Here is an 18,910-nt window from a genome sequence, read left to right on the forward strand (position 1 = left end):
ATCATCACATGGTCAATTAAATAAAAGGTATAGCGATGGACCCCATTCACTGACAAGTCATCAAAAACCAGTGACACACAGGACGTTCACAGCTTTTCGGTGCGTCACCTTTCATTCCGGCTTCACAGGTCACATCTCCGTCGCCCATATGAGTAACTACAGTGCTTATTTCTGTAATTCATGGCCGTCCAAGGAGATGCAGCCTCGGCGTACCCCTGCCCGAGGCCATGTCGCGGACGGACGAGGGGACGGTCCTCGGGCGACGCCCGCCGGAAAACAAGGTGATGACGGAACCGACGTCCTGAGCCATGATCTGCTCCCGATATCCGCGTGCCGGGCCGCGCCGACAGGGCGCCGGCCCAGGAGCGGAGGGGGGATTCCTGCGCATGTCCATAACCTGGCGCCACCGACCACCGCGCCTGGCTGTCGCCGTAACCGCTGCAGCTGCCGTCCTCGCGGGCGGTCTCACCTATGCGGGACTCGGCGATTCCGGCCAGGAGCACACACCAGTGATGCGTGGGAAACACGCCGCGAAACAACCGGCTCTGAGCGAGGCGAGCGCGGTGGCCGACGCAGCCAGGACCGGCAAGCGGATCGAGGCGACCGCGCTGCGTACCGCCTACTCGACCACATGGGCCGACCCCGACGGCTCACTTCACAGGCGTATCCACGCCAGCCCGATCCGCGCCAGGGTGAACGGTACGTGGAAGCCGATCGACGCCACGCTCGCACGCACCGATGAGGGCTGGTCGCCGAAGGCGACCAACACACACATGGTGTTCTCCGCCGGCTCCCACGGCACCCGCTCCGAGCGGTCCTCCCGCTCACGTATGTCTCGCGCACAGCTGGCCTCGGCCACCTCGGACGACGCGACGGGCGGTGCCCTCGTCACCCTCTCGACAGAGGGACACGACATGGTCCTGACCTGGCCCGGTGAGATCCCCGAGCCCATCGTCGACGGTCCCCGGGCCCTCTATCCGGAGATCATTCCCGGCGTCGACCTGGTCCTCTCGGCAGACGACGGCGGCTTCGCCCAACTGCTCGTGGTGAAGAACCGCGCGGCGGCCGACGATCCCCGCCTGGCCCGCCTGTCCTACGGACTCTCCTCGCCCGACCTGTCCTTCGCCCTCGATCCCGGAAGCCGCATCCTTCACGCGCGCGACGAGACCGGAAAGGACGTCGCGATCTCGCCCACGCCTCTGATGTGGGACTCCGCCGGACATTCCGCGACCACCGACGGCACCGCCGACAGCGGGCCGACGCCGAGCGCGAGCGAGGACCACACGACGGACGGCGCTTCCACGGGCGAGGAAGCCCCGGAGGACGACCCCTCCCCCACACCGTCGGTCACAGCTCCGGAATCCCCGGCGCCTGCGGACGGCGAGCGCTCAGACCCCTATCCCGAGACACGGCCCTCCGCGACGGACGAGGCACCCGAGCCTCCCATCACCGGCACCCCGACCACCGGCACCCCGACGCCGCTGGCCGAGCCGACACCGACCCCGGCCCACACAGGTGCCGCGACGACGCTCGACCTGCCCGGCCTCAACGGCCCCCAGCCGGATTCCCACGGAACTCTCGTCGGCGCCGACCTGGACGGCAGCACCTGGACCCTGACGCCGGACCAGAAGATGCTCACCGACGACGACACCGTCTACCCGGTCTTCGTCGACCCCTCTGCCGAGAAGCACACCAACGACTGGACCACCGCCTACAGCCTCTGGCCGAAGGCCAAGTTCTACAACGGCAAGGGCTTCAACTCCGGCACGCACGAAGCCCGCGTCGGCTTCGAGTCCGACACCTGGGGCACCTCCCGGTCCTTCTTCACCATCGACTGGGACCCCAAGCTCAAGGGCGCCAAGGTCTACGGCGCCACCCTGCACGCACGCGAGACCTACTCGTGGTCCTGTGACGGACGCGTGGTAAAGATCTATCGCACCGGCGCCATCGACGGCGACACCTCGTGGTCCAACCAGCCGAAGTGGTACGAGGAACTGGACTCCAAGGACGTCGCGCACGGCTACCGCTCCTCGCGCTGCCCCGACGACTACGTGTCCTTCGACGTCAAGGACGCAGCGGTCCAGGCCGTCGACGGCGGCTGGGACACCCTCACTCTGGGCCTGCGCGCCGCAAACGAGAGCGATCAGTTCGCGTGGAAGAAGTTCCAGGCCGACGGCGGTGACGATCCGTATGTGGATCTCGACTACAACCGGCCGCCCAAGGAACCCACCAGCCTCGACATGGACCCGGACCTGTACTGCGACACCACCGCGGACAAGGACGGCAAGTACGTCAACGTCGGCAAGACCGCCGTCACCCTCTACGCCAGCGCCAGCGATCCCGACGGCAACCTGTCCAAGATCCACTTCGACCTGTGGCCCACCGGCGACGCCGACCATCCCGTGGTCAAAACCGATATCCCCGTCGGCGACGGCGGTGGCTCCAAGGCACGCGTCCACACCGACGAGATCTCCCCGTCGAAGTTCGTCAACGGCAAGACCTACTCCTGGCAGGCGCGCGCCATCGACAAACGGGGCTCCACCTCGACCAACGCCCCCAAGGGCGACATACCCTGCCGCTTCACCTTCGACGGCGCACCGCCCCAGTCCCCCAAGGTCACCTCGACCGACTTCCCGGACGCCGACGCCAACCACGACGGCGACACCGACGACAACGGCGACAGTTCATGGAGCAGCAAGAAGTTCGGCACCGCCGGCAGCTTCAGCTTCAAGAGCTCCAGCGACGCGGTCCGCTTCGAGTACGGCTTCAACGGCTCCTACGACCAACCACCGGTCACCCGCAAGCTCACCGACTCCACCACCGTGACGGTCACCGGTGTCAAGCCGCCCGAGGCCGGCCCGAACCTGCTCTACGTACGCGCTGTGGACGACGCCGGTAACGTGTCGCAGCCCAGCAAGTACTTCTTCTACGTCTCCCCACGGGACACCGCCGACGCGGCGGGCGATGTCACCGGCGACAAACTGCCGGACCTCTTCGTCATCGACGGCAACAGCGACCTACGGCTCTACCCGTCCGAGGGCAATGCGGACCTCACCAAGGGAACCGGCGACCTGCATATCTCCATGCCCGGCGCCTACCGCAACAACCCCGACCGCGATCCCAACGACCCGGACGAACCCAAGTACTCGCCCCTGACGACCGGATACTGGAAGGACGCCCTGATCACCCACCTCGGTGACAGTTATCACGGCGACGGAGTCCAGGACCTCATAGCCCGTCTGGGCGGCAGACTCTGGGTCTACCCGGGCGACGGATACGGCGCGGTCAACGTCGACCGACGCCAGGAGATCTATCTGCCGACCGGAGCTCCCGATCCGGCCACGTACAGCCAGATCGTCTCGGCAGGTGACATCACAGCAGACGGCAACCCGGACCTGTTCGTCGTGACGGCCGACGGCCAGCTCTGGGTGTTCTCCGGATACGAGGGCGGCTCCTACAAATCCGCCATCAGACTCGCGTCCACGGCATGGGGCGACCGCGACCTCGTCAGCGTCCAGGACATCAGCGGTGACGGCATTGCCGACCTGATCTACCGCAGCAACGCCAGCGGCCGCCTCGTGCTCCGCACCGGCAAGGCGGCCACCAGCGGTGGAGGCGTCGACCTGAACTCGCTCGCCTCCGCAGCGGCCTCCGCGGGCGGGGCGGACAGCGAATACGTGGGCTCAGGCTGGTACCGATCCGACGTACGGCTGATCCGCGGTACACCTGACGCCAACGGCGACAGGATCCCGGACATCTGGGCGCTCATGGCCGACGGCTCCGTCCGCTTCTACCCGGGGGGACGCAGCACGCTCGGTACACCCACCACTGTCATCGGCTCCGGCAACTGGACGTACAAGCAAGCCCTCGGCTGACCTGACGGGCGGACACTCGACGCCGTGCGCCGATTCCACGCTCAAGTGGCAACGGCGCACGGCGTCGCACTCATATTCCCGGTGAACTTCCGGCCGTCGGCTGTCGCTGGTTCGAGGCTCCGGAGAGGTTCCCGGAGCGCAACCCGTCCGTCACCTGACGGACGCTCGGACACAACCTTCCCGTGTCCCGGCGTGTCCACGTAGCGTGCTGACGATACGCAGAACATGGCGGACAGCTGCGGCCGCCGTCTTCGCGACCGCCGCTGTGGCGGTCGCAACCCCGGCCGCGCACGCCGCCGGAACGACGCTCGTCCTGAACGCCCAGGAGGACTACTACCTCCCCACCGAGGGCGAGGGCCCGAACCTGGACCTCGGCATCACCGCCTTGGGCGGGGACGCCCATGACGTCTCGGTCGCGGTCGACGCGTCGTCCCTCGCCGGGAAGGCAACGATGGTGATCACGGGGGACTGCGTGAGCACCGGCACCCTGAAAGTGAGATGCGACGTGGGCCCGCTGTCGGGCAGGGAGTCGATCGACCCGTTCTTCCTGAAACCCACCGCGGCCGCCAAGGCCGGCGACAACGGTGCCATCACCTACACCGCCACCGCCTCCGACACGGCCACCGTGACGGGGAAGACGGACGTCCTGGTCGGCGGGCCGAAGCTCGTCCGCCGGCCCTACCCGGCGCTGAAGGGCATCGCGCCCGGCGCCGTCTTCGAGCGCACCCCGGCCTTCGCCAACACCGGCACAGCCCCCGCCGACAAGGGCGTCATGCTGCTGGTGCAGGACTCAGAAGACGTCTCCCTCGCCCGTGACCACCCCAACTGCCACTACTCGGACCTGCCCGACGTCGGCGCCTGGTGCCGGTTCGACACCCCGGTCGCGCCCGACGCGGCCTACGAGACGGATGCGCCGCTGCGCTACACCGCCTCCAAGGACACGATGTACGGCTACAACACCTACGTCGTGTGGCCGGTCGGCGGCACCGCACCCGACTCCTTCGACCCGTCCGACTTCCCCGAGACAGGCACCGGCGCGCCGCTCGGCCTGAAGTCCGTCGCCTCCGGCTCCGGATTCACCGGCTCCGGGTACGGCACCTTTGCCACCACCCAGCACGCCGACTACCAGGCGCTCGGTGACACAGTCGAGGGCAAGGTCGGCGAGACGGTGAGCATCACCGTGGGCGTGCGGAACAACGGGCCGGGCCGGATGGACTTCCAGTGGGTGGACGCCGACAACTCCGGCACGTACGTGGTGACCCCGCCCGCCGGCACCACCATCACCGGCGCCCCCGGCCCCGGTGAGCAGGGCGACCCCGGGCCGCTGTGGAACTGCACACCGGGCAAGGCCGGAGCGAAGAGCTACACCTGCGACATCGGCAGCACGGACTTTCGGCCGGGCGACTCCGTGACCCAGGAGTTCACGGTGCGGATCGACCGGGTCGTCCCCGGCGCGCGAGGCAGCGTACGGGCGGTGGAGAACCCCGAGTACCCCAATCGTGACGACGACGCGGCGAACGACACCGCGGCGATCGCGGTGACAGCCACCGGCTCGGCGACATCCAGCCCGTCGCCCAGCGCCTCCGCGTCCCCGTCGGCCACGGCCACCGCGACCCCGTCCAGCTCCGGGGCGGGAACCAGGAGCGGGACGACGACTGGCGGCGGGCTGGCCGCCACGGGCGGGGACGGAGTCCTGCTGTGGGCGGGCACCGCCGTCCTGCTGGTGGCGGGCGGCGCGCTGGTGTTCCTGGCAGCGCGGAGGTCGCGGCCGCAGGGCGGCCGCTGACGCCGCCCCCGACGTGGCAGGGCGTCAGCGGCCGATGAGGTATTCCGTCACCTCGAGAACCGCATTTCGTCGGTAACCCTCCCTCGGAGACAAGCGCCAAACCGGCGCAGGGCACGCTTGGTGTCTACCGAGGGACTTTCAGCCACTTGACGCGGCAAGCCCCGAAAAACCGGAAAGGCCTCCGCCGCAGGTCAGAGGCCTTTTCCCAGACGCAGCCGCAAACAGCAGCAGACGAGTCGGGCTGTACGCCGGGGAGCGTCACCGCATCGCTATGACCTGCACAAACGTGCAGGGAGGGCGCTTGTGTGGCTACCTTGATGGCTACGCAAGACGACTTCCCGCCCTGAAGCACTCCGGACGGGGTCTTCGTCGCCATTGGGGTCAGACGGTCTGCTCGATGCGCTCGACGACGCCCGGGTCCGACTCCATTCGGCCGCCTTCGCATACTGCAGCAAACCCGACGCTGGTCACGTAGACCGCGAGCCCATCAACGGCTGGGCAGAGCGGAGCCTCAGCAGGAGCATGGACACGAGGTGGTTCCCCAGGGGACAAGTGACTCCTGCGGGTGAGGGTATGTCCTCGCGCAGGGGAAGCCTGTCGGTCCGCAATCGGTGCGAGTGTTCTTCGTTACCCATGGACGTGTTGGACAAGCCCGCTACGCGGCCAGGCGGCGGATTCCCGCCCGGCTCGGGGTCGCCGTCGCAGCCTGGATCCCGGTGACCTCGACCGCGACGCCCCACGCCTCAAGGATCTTGGCCGTCTGTACGAGGGTGACCTGTGAAAACGGGAAGAGCGTATCGGCAGTGAGGTCGGTTCCGTTCTTGAGCAGGATCGCGAAGACGACCTTTGAAGGCCGGAAGCCTTCCGGCAGCCCGTTGCCAGGTCGAGCCGCGTCCACCTTCCGAGCGAACCCGTCCACGGCCTCCGGCGAGTGCAGCAGGGTCTGCACCGCGACCACGCCCTGGCCGAACAGATGGCTCAGCGCGTCGGACCCCTTGGCCCGCTTCACCATGACCAGGACGTCGTCCGGGCTCAGCAGGTCGCAGATCTCCACACCGTTGCCCCGGTGCAGCGCGGTCCGGACGTTGTCACGGTCGAAGCAGACGTACCCGGGCCGCAGGTCGGGCACCGACTCGTTGTAGTCCCGCTCCTTGTCCCCGAGCACCCAGGCCGGAAGGTCGACCGAGGGCGTGCCGGTGATGAGCCGCTCGACCTGCGAACGGATCGCCGCCAGATACGCCTCGCCGATCTCGTACCACTGCCCGTCCAGCAGGAAGAACCGGCGGGCGCCGAGTGCCACCTCCGCTTCGATCCAGCGCAGCACGTGCGAGGTCCGGATGACGTCGTCCTTCGCCGCCCGGGTGTGCGAGTGGAGGGTGACCGTGCCGTCCCGGAGCGCGGCGAAGCGCGTTCCGGGCCTCTGCACACGTGCCCGGTTGAGGACGTACTCCAGGCTGAAGTCGTCGGTGAGGTACGCCTCCGTGCTGTGCACCTTGGTGGCGAACGCCTGGGCGGCGGCGTAGTCGTCCCAGTGGTCGGACGGGACGGCGACGGCGATACGTCCGTCAGGCGGCTCGCCGAGCATGTCGTCGAGCCGCTCCTCCAGCCGCGTGACGAGGTCGCCGTCCTTGACCGGGACGATGTGCTCGACGAATTCCAGTGCCTGACTCGGGTCCTCCTCCCGGAGAACACGGGCGATGGCCCTGATGTCCGCGACCAGGTCCGCGGGGTCGACGCCGAGCCGCATCCGCAGCCCGGTGCCGCCCTCGACGCTGGAGACCTTCGTACGGTTGTCCCGACCGATCGCGAGCTGCATCCGCTCCAGCCGACCGCCCAGCCGACGCACAATCTGCGCGTGCTCCTGGACACCCAGGCTCCAGACCGGAGTGCCGCCCGGCACGAGGGTGATGTCGGTCCGGCCGCCGCCCGGCGTATGGGCGACCAGGTCGCGGATCTGGGCGGGGTCCACCCTGCGGATCACGAAGCTCAGTCCGAACCGCCGGTCCTTGACACGGTCGGGCACCAGGCGGAACCCCTGGTCGTAGCCGATGGCGTACACCTCGCCGTCGACCGCGAGCATCAGCAGCCCCGCCGACCGGTTCACCGGCCGCGACACCTCGCACCCGGTCGTGCGGTTGATCTCGCCGCACCAACTCGCCTCGGACTGCTCGAAACTGCCCGAAACCAACAGTGCCGGAACCCCCAGGTGCTCCTCCGGGAACTGCAGTTCCGCGTCGACAACTTCGAGCTGCTCGGGGTCAAGAACGTCGAACATCGCGTCGACCGTGGGAGCGACGCCCGTGAGCCGGTACAGGGTGCGCTTGGAGGTGCTGGAGGGACTGGAGGTCCTGGTTGCCATGGTGCTGATCCGTTCGAAGGTGTTGTGGGCAGAGGGATGCCCGGGAGTCCCGGGGAAGTCGGGAGGCCGGGTGAAAGCACTCCCAGTACATCTTCAACTGAAAGCACTGTCAAACACTTCATGCCAGTGAGGCGCTGGTATAGAGTGGGGCCGTCCAGCCCGCCCACCCCTACGTCACCGGCAGGAGCCCATGAACCAGCAGGCCAGTGCCCTCGTGACCGCCGCCGACATCTCCCGGCTGGCCGGGGTCACCCGCGCCACGGTGAGCAACTGGCGCCGTCGGCACGCGGACTTTCCCGCCCCGGCCGGAGGCACGGACACCAGCCCCACCTACGACGTCGACGCCGTACGCGCCTGGCTCTCGGCCCGTGGCCAACTCCCCGAGGACACGCCGGCGGACGAACTCCGCACGGCGCTGCGCGCCCACCCCGGCGACTCGGACCTGGCCCTCCACCTGCTCCCTGCGGTGCTCGCAGCGGCCCGACTGGACCGGAGAAAACGCGAAGCCCTCCCCGAACTGCGTGACGACGCGCTGCTGCGATGGGCCCGAGCGGTGACGACCGACAAGGCGGATGACGTTCCCGGATTCGCAGGCCTCGCATACGGCGCCGACGCGGCCGGGCCGCTCAGGGCCTTGCTGCGAAGCGTCGCCGCGGACGGTGCCGAGGCCACGACGGACGTCCTGGCCGAACGTCTGCTGGAGGACTCCGGGGGCACAGGCACTTACCGCACGCCGCGCCCCCTGGCCGACCTCATGGCCCGGCTTCTGACCGACAGCACGGGCAACGACTTTCCCGCGAGCGTTCTTGATCCCGCGTGCGGCACCGGCTCGCTGCTCGCCGCGGCAGCATCCGCCGGGGCGACCGAACTACGCGGCCAGGACATCCTGGTCGCCCAGGCCGCCCAGGCCGCCGCGAGGCTCCGGCTGAGCGCCCCCGAGGCGGTGATCTCCGTACGTACCGGGGACAGCCTGCGCTCCGACGCCTTCAAGGGCCTGACCACGGACGCCGTCCTGTGCAATCCGCCGTACGGCGTCCGTGACTGGGGGCACGAGGATCTGGCCTACGACCAACGCTGGGCGTACGGCGTGCCGCCCAAGGGCGAGCCCGAACTCGCCTGGGTCCAGCACTCCCTGGCCCACCTCGCGCCCGGCGGCCGTGCCGTGCTCCTCATGCCGCCCGCCGTCGCGGAGCGCACCGCCGGCCGGCGTATCCGGGCGCAGCTCGTACGCGACGGAGCCCTCCGCGCGGTCGTCTCGCTTCCCCCGGGCGCGGCCACCCCGCTCCACATCGGCCTGCACGTGTGGGTGCTCGAACGGCCCGATCCGCAGGCCGAACCTCCGGGAACGGTTCTCCTCGTCGACGCCGCCGCTGCCGAGAACCGGGACCTCGACTGGACGGCCATCCACAACACCGTGCTCTCAGCGTGGCGGCCTTACCTCGCCGACCGGGACGGCTTCACAGGCGTCCCGGGCATCACGGGCGCCGTGCCGATCACGGACCTCCTCACCGAGGCCGTGGACCTGACCCCGGCCCGCCACATCCGAACGGCTTCCCGGCAAGCTCTACTCCCTGCCCTGCTGGCCCGGCAGGCATCGGAGTCGTACGGCCGACTCCGCCAAGCCGCGCAGGATCTGACCGACCTCAGCGCCGACGGCGACTGGCCACCGGCCGACGACCGCCCCCGCGACTGGCGTACAGCGACGGTCGCGGATCTTCTTCGCGGCGGCGCTCTCACTCTGCTTCGCACCGCGCCCGCGAGCCGCCGGACTCGTAGCGTCGAACCGCTGTCGCAACCCGAACCAGAACGCGGCGGAAGGCCGACGCTCACAGCCACGGATGTCGTGAAGAACCGACCCGCCTCCGGAACGAAAGCGGACCTGCCCGCCGATGCCCCCCTCCCCTCGATCCAGGAAAGTGACGTGCTGCTCACGGAGACGCTCCGCGTAGGACACAGCACCGTGGCCCGGGTCGTCGAGCCGGACGAGTCAGGCTGTTTCCTGGGGCCCCATCTGCTGCTCTTCCGTCCGGATCAACGCCGTCTCGACCCCTGGTTCCTGGCCGGGTTCCTGGCAGCGGAACAGAACGTCAACGCCGCAGCCACCGGTACATCCATCGTTCGGGTGGACCCCCGACGACTCCGCGTTCCCCTGCTCCCGCTCGCCGAACAGCAGCGCTACGGCGCGGCGTTCCGCCACCTGCACGAACTGCGCACCGCCGCACGTCGTGCCGACCAGGCCGCTGAGGACGTCACACGTCTCCTCGGCACCGGACTCACTGGCGGCGCGCTGTTGCCGAACGGCCACGGATCGGCGTGAAACCTTCGGCCCGGCACCGTGAGCAGCCAGACTTGACCTCTCCGTCCCTCGGGGGCGGCGAAACTCCGGAAGGACAGTGTTGAACAGCAGTAAGCACACGGAATTGGCGAACCACGCGTGGTCGGTCGCCGACCTCCTGCGCGGCGACTACAAGCAGTCCGACTACGGCAAGGTGATCCTGCCGTTCACGGTGCTGCGGCGCCTGGAGTGCGTCCTGGCTCCGACCAAGGACAAGGTCCTGGAGGTCGCCGCCCGCTACGCGAACGAGGACATCAATCCCGACCGCTTCCTGCGCAAGGCGTCCGGCCACAGCTTCTACAACACCAGCACCTACACGCTGAAGGCCATCGCGGGCGACGCCTCGCACGCGGCGAAGTACCTCAACGAGTACTACGGCGCCTTCTCCCCCAACGCGCGGGAGGTCCTGGAGCGGTACGACTTCGCCCAGCAGATCAGGCGACTGGCCGCGGCGGACCTGCTGTACCAGGTGGTCGGGCGGTTCGCCGACCTCGACCTCCGGCCGGTGAAGAGGGACGAAGACGGCGAACTCGTGCTCGGCGAGAACGGCAAGCCGATCGAGATCGTCACCAACCATCAGATGGGCTACATCTTCGAGGAGCTGATCCGGCGCTTCGCCGAGCAGTCCAACGAGACGGCCGGTGAGCACTTCACACCGCGGGAAGTCATCCGGCTGATGGTCAACCTGCTCGTCGCCCCGGACACCGACGCGCTGGCCCTGCCGGGCACCGTCCGCACGGTCATGGACCCGGCCTGCGGCACCGGCGGCATGCTCAGCGCGGCCGAGGAGCACATCACCGCCCACAACCGGGACGCCACGGTCAAGGTCTTCGGCCAGGAACTCAACCCCGAGTCCTGGGCCATCTGCCGGTCCGACATGATGATCAAGGGCCAGGACCCGGAGAACATCAAGTTCGGCAACTCCTTCAGCGACGACGGCCACGCCGGCGCCACCTTCGACTACCTGCTGGCCAACCCGCCGTTCGGCGTGGAGTGGAAGAAGGTCAAGGACGCGGTCGAGGACGAACACGAACGCCTCGGTGACAGCGGGCGGTTCGGGGCCGGCCTGCCGCGCATCAACGACGGGTCGCTGCTCTTCCTCCAGCACATGATCTCCAAGATGAAGCCGGTGGACGCGTCGGGGGCGGGCGGCAGCCGCATCGCGATCGTCTTCAACGGCTCCCCGCTGTTCACGGGGGCGGCGGAGTCGGGTGAGTCCAAGATTCGGCAGTGGATCCTGGAGAACGACTGGCTGGAGGGCATCGTCGCCCTGCCCGACCAGCTCTTCTATAACACCGGTATCTCCACGTACTTCTGGGTGCTCAGCAACCGCAAGGCCAGGGACCGGCGCGGCAAGGTCGTCCTCCTGGACGCGCGCGACTACTGGCGCAAGATGCGGAAGTCGCTCGGCGACAAGCGCAAGGAACTGGGCGATCAGCACATCTCCGAGATCACCAGGCTCTACACGGAGGCGCTGGCGGTCGTCGACGCGGCGGAGAAGGGCGGCGGCCACGACCTGGCCGACCGGGCCGGGAAGATCAAGGTCTTCCGCAACGAGGACTTCGGGTATCACCGGATCACCGTCGAACGGCCGCTGAAGCTCCGCTTCGAGGTGACGGAGGAGACACTGGCGGCCCTCACCGCATCGAAGCCGATCGTGCGGGCCACGGACGCGGAGGCGTTCGCGGAGGCGCTGCGCCCGCTGGTCGGCAAGTCCTGGACGACGAAGTCCGACGCGTGGATCGATCTCAAGGACGCGGTCGTCGCGGCCGGCCTGTTGTGGCCGACAGGCGCGCCATTCAGCAAGGCGCTGCGGGAGGTGGTTGGCGTGCGGGACCCGGGGGGCGAGGTCCAGCGCCTCAAGGGTGAGCCTGAGCCGGATCCTGAGCTGCGGGACTACGAGAACGTGCCGCTGGAGGAGGACGTGGAGGAGCACCTGCGGCGGGAGGTTCTGCCGCATGTTCCGGATGCCTGGATCGACCGCAGCAAGACAAAAGTGGGGTACGAGATTCCGTTCACGCGGCATTTCTATGTGTACAAGCCACCGCGGGCATTGGGGGAGATCGACGCGGAGCTGAAGGCTCTGGAGGGCGAAATCCAGGCTCTGCTTGGGGAGGTGACGAAGTGACGAATACTTCCGTCGCCCCCTGGCTTGAACGGTCTCACTGGCCAACCGTGCCAATTCGCCTTGTTGCCCGGCTTGGTTCCGGGCACACGCCCAACCGAAGCGTCCCCGAATACTGGGATAATTGCACGGTTCCCTGGATCACACTGGCAGATGTATGGCAGTTGCGTAGCGGCACCACCGATGTAATCACGGAGACGAAAGAAAAGGTTAGCAAGCTCGGTTTGGCGAATTCGGCAGCGGTAAAGCATCCGGCTGGCACTGTGATTCTCTCCCGCACTGCATCGGTCGGCTTCTCCGCCATCATGGGTGCGGATATGGCGACGAGTCAGGATTTTGCCACGTGGACGTGTGGACCAAAACTGGATCCCAGATATCTCCTTCACTCCCTCAGGGCGACGGCTCCGGATCTCAAGCGCATTGCGACGGGATCCACTCACAAGACGATTTACATGCCGGATATTGAGCAATTGAGGGTTCCACTACCTCCTACGGCCGAGCAGCGCCGCATTGCCGACTTCCTCGATGTTGAGACCAGCCGTATCGACACCATACTAGCGCTTCGCGAATGCCAGATCAGGCTCATTGATGAGGCTGCGGTCGCACGCGCGTTTGATGTGGTTGCTGGTCGAGATGTGCAGGGAGACAGGAAGGACAGTGGTCTGCGATGGCTCGGTACTGTTCCGTCTGATTGGCGAATCGCTGCCGTAACACACCTCTTCGAGGTCGAGCTTGGCAAGATGCTTAATCAGGACCGAACGACGGGATCCCATCTACGACCCTACCTGCGTGTAGCCAACGTACAGTGGGACGAGATTGATGTCCAAGATCTCGCAATGATGGACTTTCCGCCGGACGAGCAGCAACGCTACAGGCTCAGCAAAGGGGATCTCCTTGTCTGTGAAGGTGGCAGTTGGCCTGGTCGAGCGGCGGTATGGGGCGGCCAACTGGAAGAAATTTACTACCAGAAGGCATTGCACAGGATTCGCGCTCGAGGTGCAGATCTGGCGCGCTGGCTATATTACTGCATGCTTGTTGCGGAGAAGTTGCGCGTCTTTGCAGTGCAGGGAAATTCGAGCACGATGACGCATCTCACGCGCGAGCAATTGAGGCCTCAGCGCTTTCCGTTCCCAGATGTGGCCACGCAAAAGGTGGCTGTCGAACGGCTGGATCGCGCGGCCGCTCGAGACCGGTCCATGAAGACTCTCTTGCAGAAGCAGCAAAAAGTGATGGTTGAACGCCGCCAGGCCCTGATCACTGCCGCCGTCACCGGCCAAATCGACGTGTCCACCGCCAGCGGACGAGGGATCGAGGAATGATCGCGCTATGAGCCCCACCGCGCCCCACCACCCGATGCCGCTCATCACCCGTGTCCGCGTCGACAACTACAAGTCCATCGCCCATTGCGACGTGACTCTTGGCCCGTTCACTGTGCTGCTCGGACTGAACGCCGCAGGCAAGTCGAACTTCCTGGATGCCTTGCGCTTCGTCCGCGACGCGCTGTTGGACGGTCCGGCCGAGGCCGTGGCGGCGCGTGGCGGGTGGGAGGAGGTTGTGCGCCGGGTCCCTGAGCCGGCGACCTCTTGCACGATCGGTCTGGAGTTTTACCTGCCAGCGTTCCCACCCCATGACAGGAAGCCATGGGTGGGGTCGTATGAGATCACCCTCGCGCCGACGGCAGCCACCAGGCTGGGCCGAGACACAGGATCTGGTATCCGTATCCAACGTGAGTTCTGCAAAATGCGCCGCCCTGGCGACGAGAGCGGGACTGACACCAAGCAATTCGTGGTGCGAGACCGCCCGGAAACGGGACATCGTAAGAGTCGGCTGGAGCTTGCGCGAGTGGCTGACACAGAGCCGTTCTTCAAACTTCACGGGACTCTCGCGGATATGTTCTTCTATAGCCCTGACCTATCCAACCTCCGTGCCGCCCGCCCCAACACGCCAACCGCCGGAATGCTGAAGGAGGACGGCAGCGGCCTCGGCTCGGCGCTGGCCGCGCTCGGGGAGCAGCAGCGTGAGCGCATCTCGCAGTACCTCGGGGCGATTGTGCCCGGAGTCGTAGAGGTCGGCTCAACAGACCCCTCCGCCGACTACATCGCGGCGCGGATCGGCTTCGCCGCTGACGGTGACACCGAACCGCACATCTTCCGGGCCGAGTCCATGTCGGAAGGGACAATCCGAGCGATCGGTCTATTGACCGCACTCTTCCAGCACGATGCCCGCGACGGCTGGATTCCTCCCATCGCCGTCGAGGAACCCGAACTCGCCCTGCACCCGCTCGCGGCCGGAGCCCTCTACGACGCGCTCACGGAAGCGAGCGAACACGTACAGGTCCTCGCCACCACGCAGAGCGCGGAGTTGTTCGACCGCAAGGAGGCCGACCTGTCGGCAATCCGCGTGGTCGCCGCCGAGCACGGAGTGACAGTGATCGGCGAAGTCGACCCGGTGAGCCGGTCGATCGTGGCTGACGGCCTGGCCACCACGGCCGAACTGCTGCGCTCCGACCAGTTGCGCCCGGTCGTCGAACCCCCAACCCGACCGGATGAGCGGCCGGAGGGTGAGGAGTGAACCAGCAGAGAGTCACGATCGCCTCTGTCGTGGAGGGCGAGGGCGAGATCAGCGCGCTGCCCGTCCTCCTGCGAAGGCTGATGTACGAGGCGGAGATTTGGGATGCGGACATCCTGAAACCCTTCCTGGTCGACCGTGGCCGGCTCGTCCGGCCCGGCGGCGTAGAAAACGCCGTGAAGGTCCAGGCTCGACGCGTACCCGCCGACCACGCTGGCGGCATCCTGATCGTGATCGACGCAGACGACGACTGCCCGGCCAGCCTCGGGCCTTCACTCCTGGCCAGGGCCGAAGCCGCCCGTCCGGACCGCCGTACGGCCGTCGTACTGGCGAACAGAGAGTTCGAGGCGTGGTTCCTCGCCTCGGCGCCCTCCCTCAGCGGCCGGGCGGGGCTCGCCGACCACTTGGAGATCCCGGCGAACAGCGAGACGCTCCGCGACTGCAAGGGCTGGCTGTCCCACCACCGGCGCGACGGAGTGCGCTACCGCCCCCGCGTCGACCAGCCGGCACTGACCCAGGACATGGATCTCGACCTGGCCCGTGCCAACTCACCGTCCTTCGACAAGTTCTGCCGCGACATCACGTACCTGACCACCGGAAAGCGGGGGAATAACCGCTCATGTCCGTCCACGACGAAGCAGCCTTCGGAAACGCCATAGTCGCCGCCTTGCTGGAACGCGGCTGGACTGAGGGAAACAAGCACGACTACCGACCCCAACTCGGCCTGGACACCGCCCAGCTCACCGAGTTCATCGGCAAGACTCAGGGCGACGACTGGGCCGAACTGATCGCCCTCTACGGCGACGACGCCAACGCCGCCCAGGCCGGGTTCGCCAAGCGCGTGGACCAGGCGATCGGAACCGACGGCGTCCTGGACGTACTCCGCAAGGGCGTGAAGGACCACGGCATCCTGATCAGGCTCGCCTACTTCAAGCCGTCGCTCGTCGCCTCGGACGCCGTCCTGGACGACTACCGGGCGAACCGGCTGACCTTCGTCAAGGAGTTGCAGTACGCGGCGAAGCAGGCGGACAAGGGCAACGAGCTGGACATAACCCTTTTCCTCAACGGAATCCCGCTGGCGACCGCCGAGTTGAAGAACGCCCTCACACGTCAGGGGGCGGAGCACGCCAAGGAGCAGTACCGACTCAAGCGGGACCCCACCGAGCTGATCTTCGCGCGCCGCGTCATCGCGAACTTCGCCGTCGACACCGACGTGGTCTACGTCGCGCCCGAGCTGCGCGGCAAGCTCACGCGGTTCCTGCCGTTCAACACCGGCTCGGAAGGCCCGGGGAAGCCCGGCGGCGCGGGGAATCCGGAGCCCACCGTCCCTGGGACGTACGCGACTTCCTACCTCTGGGAGCAGATCTGGGAGCGGGACACCTGGCTCGACCTGATCGAGCGGTTCGTGCACCTCAGCAAGGAGAAGGGCCCGGACGGGCGGACGCGGAAGAAGCTGATCTTCCCGCGCTACCACCAGTGGGACATCGTAAAGAAGCTCACAGACCACGCGGCCCGCCACGGCGCCGGTCACAACTACCTCGGCATGGCCTCTGCCGGTTCCGGCAAGTCGAACACCATCGGGTGGCTGGCTCACCGCCTGTCGTCGCTGCACACGCCGACCAACCCCGCCGAGATCGAGCCCGACGCTCTGGCCGATGGCCTCAAGCCCGGTGCGCCCGTCTTCGACAAGGTCGTGATCATCACCGACCGCCGCAATCTCGACGCCCAACTACGCGAAACCGTCGGCAGTTTCGAGAAGAACGCCGGTCTGGTCGTGAAGATCGACGAGAAGCACGGCGCGAAGTCGGAACAGCTCGCCAAGGCACTGTCCCGCGAGACCGGGAAGATCATCACGGTCACGCTGCACACCTTCCCGGCCCTCATCGACTACCTGCGCCGCAGTCCGACCGAGATACAGGGCCGCAACTTCGCGATCATCGTGGACGAGGCTCACTCCTCCCAGTCCGGCGACGCGGCAACAGCCGTACGCGCGGCGCTGCGTGACCTCGGCCTGGACTCCGACTCCGACGACGCCGGGGCAACCAAGGTGGAAGCAGAGGCAGCCACCACCGATGCCAAGCTCATCCGCAAGGCCGCCCAGCGCAGCAAGGCCTCCAACCTCTCCTACTTCGCGTTCACAGCCACACCCAAGGCCAAAACGCTCGAACTCTTCGGCACCCTGGACACCGTCAACGGCAAGCCGACGTACGTCCCCTTCCACACGTACTCGATGCGCCAGGCCATCGAGGAAGGCTTCATCCTCGACCCCCTGCGCACCTACGTCACGTACGACACGTACTGGAAGCTGGTGAACAGGAACCCGGACGAGCGCGAGGTGGACCCGTCCAAGGCGAATCCGCTGCTCGCCCGGTACGCGCTCACACACGACTCCACCGTGACCCAGCAGGCGCAGGTGATCGTCGAGCACTTCCGCACGCATACCGCCGGCCGACTCGGCGGACGCGCCAAGGCCATGGTGGTGACGGCCTCCCGGCACAGCGCCGTACAGATGGCCCGCGCGATCAGGAAGTACGTCAACGATCTCGCATACGCCGACCCTGGCGTCCTGGTCGCGTTCTCCGGCAGCCTGACGTACGACGGCGAGGAGACCACCGAGCCGAAGGAGAACGGCGGCCTCGCCGAGTCCGCACTGCCGAAGGCGTTCGCGTACACGCGCAAGGACGACAAGGCCGTGCGCACCGGCGGGACAGTGACACAGCGCGAGTACCGCATCCTGGTCGTCGCCGAGAAGTACCAGACCGGCTTCGACCAGCCGCTGCTCACCACGATGTACGTGAACAAGAAACTCGCGGGCATCAGCGCCGTCCAGACCCTCTCCCGGCTGAACCGTACCGCCGACCGCAAGTCGCAGTCAGACCTGGCCGTACTGGACTTCGTCAACGACGCCGAGAGCATCAAGGAGTCCTTCCGCCCGTACTTCGAGGAGGCCAACACCCTTCCCTCCGACCCCAACCTCCTCTACATCGCGCAGAGCCAGGTCATGCAGCCCGACATCCTCGTCGAGGAAGAGATGCGGGAGTTCGCGGACGCCTATCTGGCAGCCGAGGAGAAGGCGGCGGGCTCGGTGGCCCGCTGGGAGAGGCTCCACGCGGAGCTGTACCGGCAACTCGCCCCCGCCGTCCAGCGGTTCACCGACCTGCTGGACCGCAAGGACGAGGCTGGCGACCCCGACGAGGAAGCCGCCGAGGCCGCCGAGAAGTTCCGCGCGGATCTCAACGACTATGTACGGAAGTACGGCTTCCTCTCGCAGATCGTGCCCTACCGCGACGCCGACCTCGAATGTCTCTACCTCTACGGCCGCCACCTGCTCAACCGCCTGCCACGACGCGGAGACGGCGGCGTGGACATAGGGGACGTCGACCTCAGCCATCTGCGTATCCAGAAGACCGGCGAGCACGACCTCGCTCTGACCTCCGAGGGAGCGGCGGAGCTGCGCGGCTTCGGCGAAGGTGGGGGCGGTGCAAAGGAGCCGGAGAAGTCGCTGCTGTCGGAGCTGATCGAGAAGTTCAACGACAAGTACGGCACCAGCTTCACCGACCAGGACGTGATCACGCCCTGGTTGGAGGCGAACGCGGACCCGAAGGTGCGTGCCGCCGCCGTCAACGACGAGGAGAACTTCGGTCTCGTCTACGACGAGGTCTTCGAAGACAAGATGGCCGAACACATCGACACCATCGCCGACTTGGGACGGCAGTACTTCAGCCACGACGACAGCTTCAAGCAGTCGCTCAACCAGAGTGCGCGCCGGGCGGCCTGGCGGATGATCCGCCGGGAGGAGAACATCGACGACGAGGTGGCCTGACCCGCCCGCCCCTCCGTCTCCTCCCAGCCGACCACTCCC

General features: G+C 67.2%; 9 protein-coding genes. 8 read left to right on the forward strand and 1 reads right to left on the reverse strand.

What is annotated here, in order from left to right; genetic code table 11:
- Nucleotides 1–512 precede the first annotated feature (512 nt).
- Both ACFWPQ_RS27415 and ACFWPQ_RS27420 read left to right on the forward strand, forming a co-directional pair.
- On the forward strand, nucleotides 513–3,875 hold the full coding sequence (locus ACFWPQ_RS27415; protein ID WP_384040065.1) for a DNRLRE domain-containing protein: 3,363 nt from the start codon (nucleotides 513–515) through the stop codon (nucleotides 3,873–3,875).
- 205 nt (nucleotides 3,876–4,080) lie between these two features.
- Nucleotides 4,081–5,661 carry a hypothetical protein gene (locus ACFWPQ_RS27420; RefSeq protein ID WP_384040068.1) on the forward strand — a complete coding sequence of 527 codons (1,581 nt, stop codon included), beginning with the start codon at nucleotides 4,081–4,083 and terminating at the stop codon, nucleotides 5,659–5,661.
- Between the two features lie 655 nt (nucleotides 5,662–6,316).
- Here ACFWPQ_RS27420 and ACFWPQ_RS27425 read toward each other — a convergent pair.
- Complete coding sequence (locus ACFWPQ_RS27425; RefSeq protein ID WP_384040071.1) at nucleotides 6,317–8,020, reverse strand: TIGR04141 family sporadically distributed protein; 1,704 nt, start codon at nucleotides 8,018–8,020, stop codon at nucleotides 6,317–6,319.
- 190 nt (nucleotides 8,021–8,210) lie between these two features.
- Between ACFWPQ_RS27425 and ACFWPQ_RS27430 the strand changes: the two genes are divergently transcribed.
- From ACFWPQ_RS27430 to ACFWPQ_RS27455, 6 genes are all read left to right on the forward strand, one after another.
- Nucleotides 8,211–10,337 (forward strand): N-6 DNA methylase, encoded by a 2,127-nt coding sequence (locus tag ACFWPQ_RS27430; RefSeq protein WP_384040074.1) that lies wholly within the window; start codon nucleotides 8,211–8,213, stop codon nucleotides 10,335–10,337.
- Nucleotides 10,338–10,416: 79 nt separating this feature from the next.
- Nucleotides 10,417–12,483: an N-6 DNA methylase gene (locus tag ACFWPQ_RS27435; protein WP_384040076.1), complete on the forward strand. Its 2,067-nt coding sequence runs from the start codon at nucleotides 10,417–10,419 to the stop codon at nucleotides 12,481–12,483.
- The gene (locus ACFWPQ_RS27440; protein WP_384040079.1) at nucleotides 12,480–13,799 is read left to right on the forward strand and encodes a restriction endonuclease subunit S; all 1,320 of its coding nucleotides are present in this window, start codon (nucleotides 12,480–12,482) and stop codon (nucleotides 13,797–13,799) included. Before ACFWPQ_RS27435 ends, ACFWPQ_RS27440 begins: the two co-directional genes overlap by 4 nt.
- Before the next feature lie 7 nt (nucleotides 13,800–13,806).
- Nucleotides 13,807–15,051: an AAA family ATPase gene (locus tag ACFWPQ_RS27445; protein WP_384040082.1), complete on the forward strand. Its 1,245-nt coding sequence runs from the start codon at nucleotides 13,807–13,809 to the stop codon at nucleotides 15,049–15,051.
- A 29-nt stretch (nucleotides 15,052–15,080) separates the two neighbouring features.
- The gene (locus tag ACFWPQ_RS27450; RefSeq protein WP_384040084.1) at nucleotides 15,081–15,707 is read left to right on the forward strand and encodes a DUF4276 family protein; all 627 of its coding nucleotides are present in this window, start codon (nucleotides 15,081–15,083) and stop codon (nucleotides 15,705–15,707) included.
- Nucleotides 15,668–18,871, forward strand: a complete 3,204-nt coding sequence (locus tag ACFWPQ_RS27455; protein ID WP_384040087.1) for a type I restriction endonuclease subunit R — start codon at nucleotides 15,668–15,670, stop codon at nucleotides 18,869–18,871. Before ACFWPQ_RS27450 ends, ACFWPQ_RS27455 begins: the two co-directional genes overlap by 40 nt.
- Nucleotides 18,872–18,910: the final 39 nt, after the last annotated feature.

It is taken from the genome of Streptomyces sp. NPDC058464 (assembly GCF_042721035.1).
Classification (GTDB): Bacteria; Actinomycetota; Actinomycetes; order Streptomycetales; family Streptomycetaceae; genus Streptomyces.

Bases quoted from the DNA above. Each gene is read 5' to 3' on its own strand.
- ACFWPQ_RS27415 (WP_384040065.1), top strand. From the start codon at position 513: ATGCGTGGGAAACACGCCGCGAAACAACCGGCTCTGAGCGAGGCGAGC.
- ACFWPQ_RS27425 (WP_384040071.1), bottom strand. From the start codon at position 8,020: ATGGCAACCAGGACCTCCAGTCCCTCCAGCACCTCCAAGCGCACCCTG.
- ACFWPQ_RS27430 (WP_384040074.1), top strand. From the start codon at position 8,211: ATGAACCAGCAGGCCAGTGCCCTCGTGACCGCCGCCGACATCTCCCGG.
- ACFWPQ_RS27445 (WP_384040082.1), top strand. From the start codon at position 13,807: ATGAGCCCCACCGCGCCCCACCACCCGATGCCGCTCATCACCCGTGTC.
- ACFWPQ_RS27455 (WP_384040087.1), top strand. From the start codon at position 15,668: ATGTCCGTCCACGACGAAGCAGCCTTCGGAAACGCCATAGTCGCCGCC.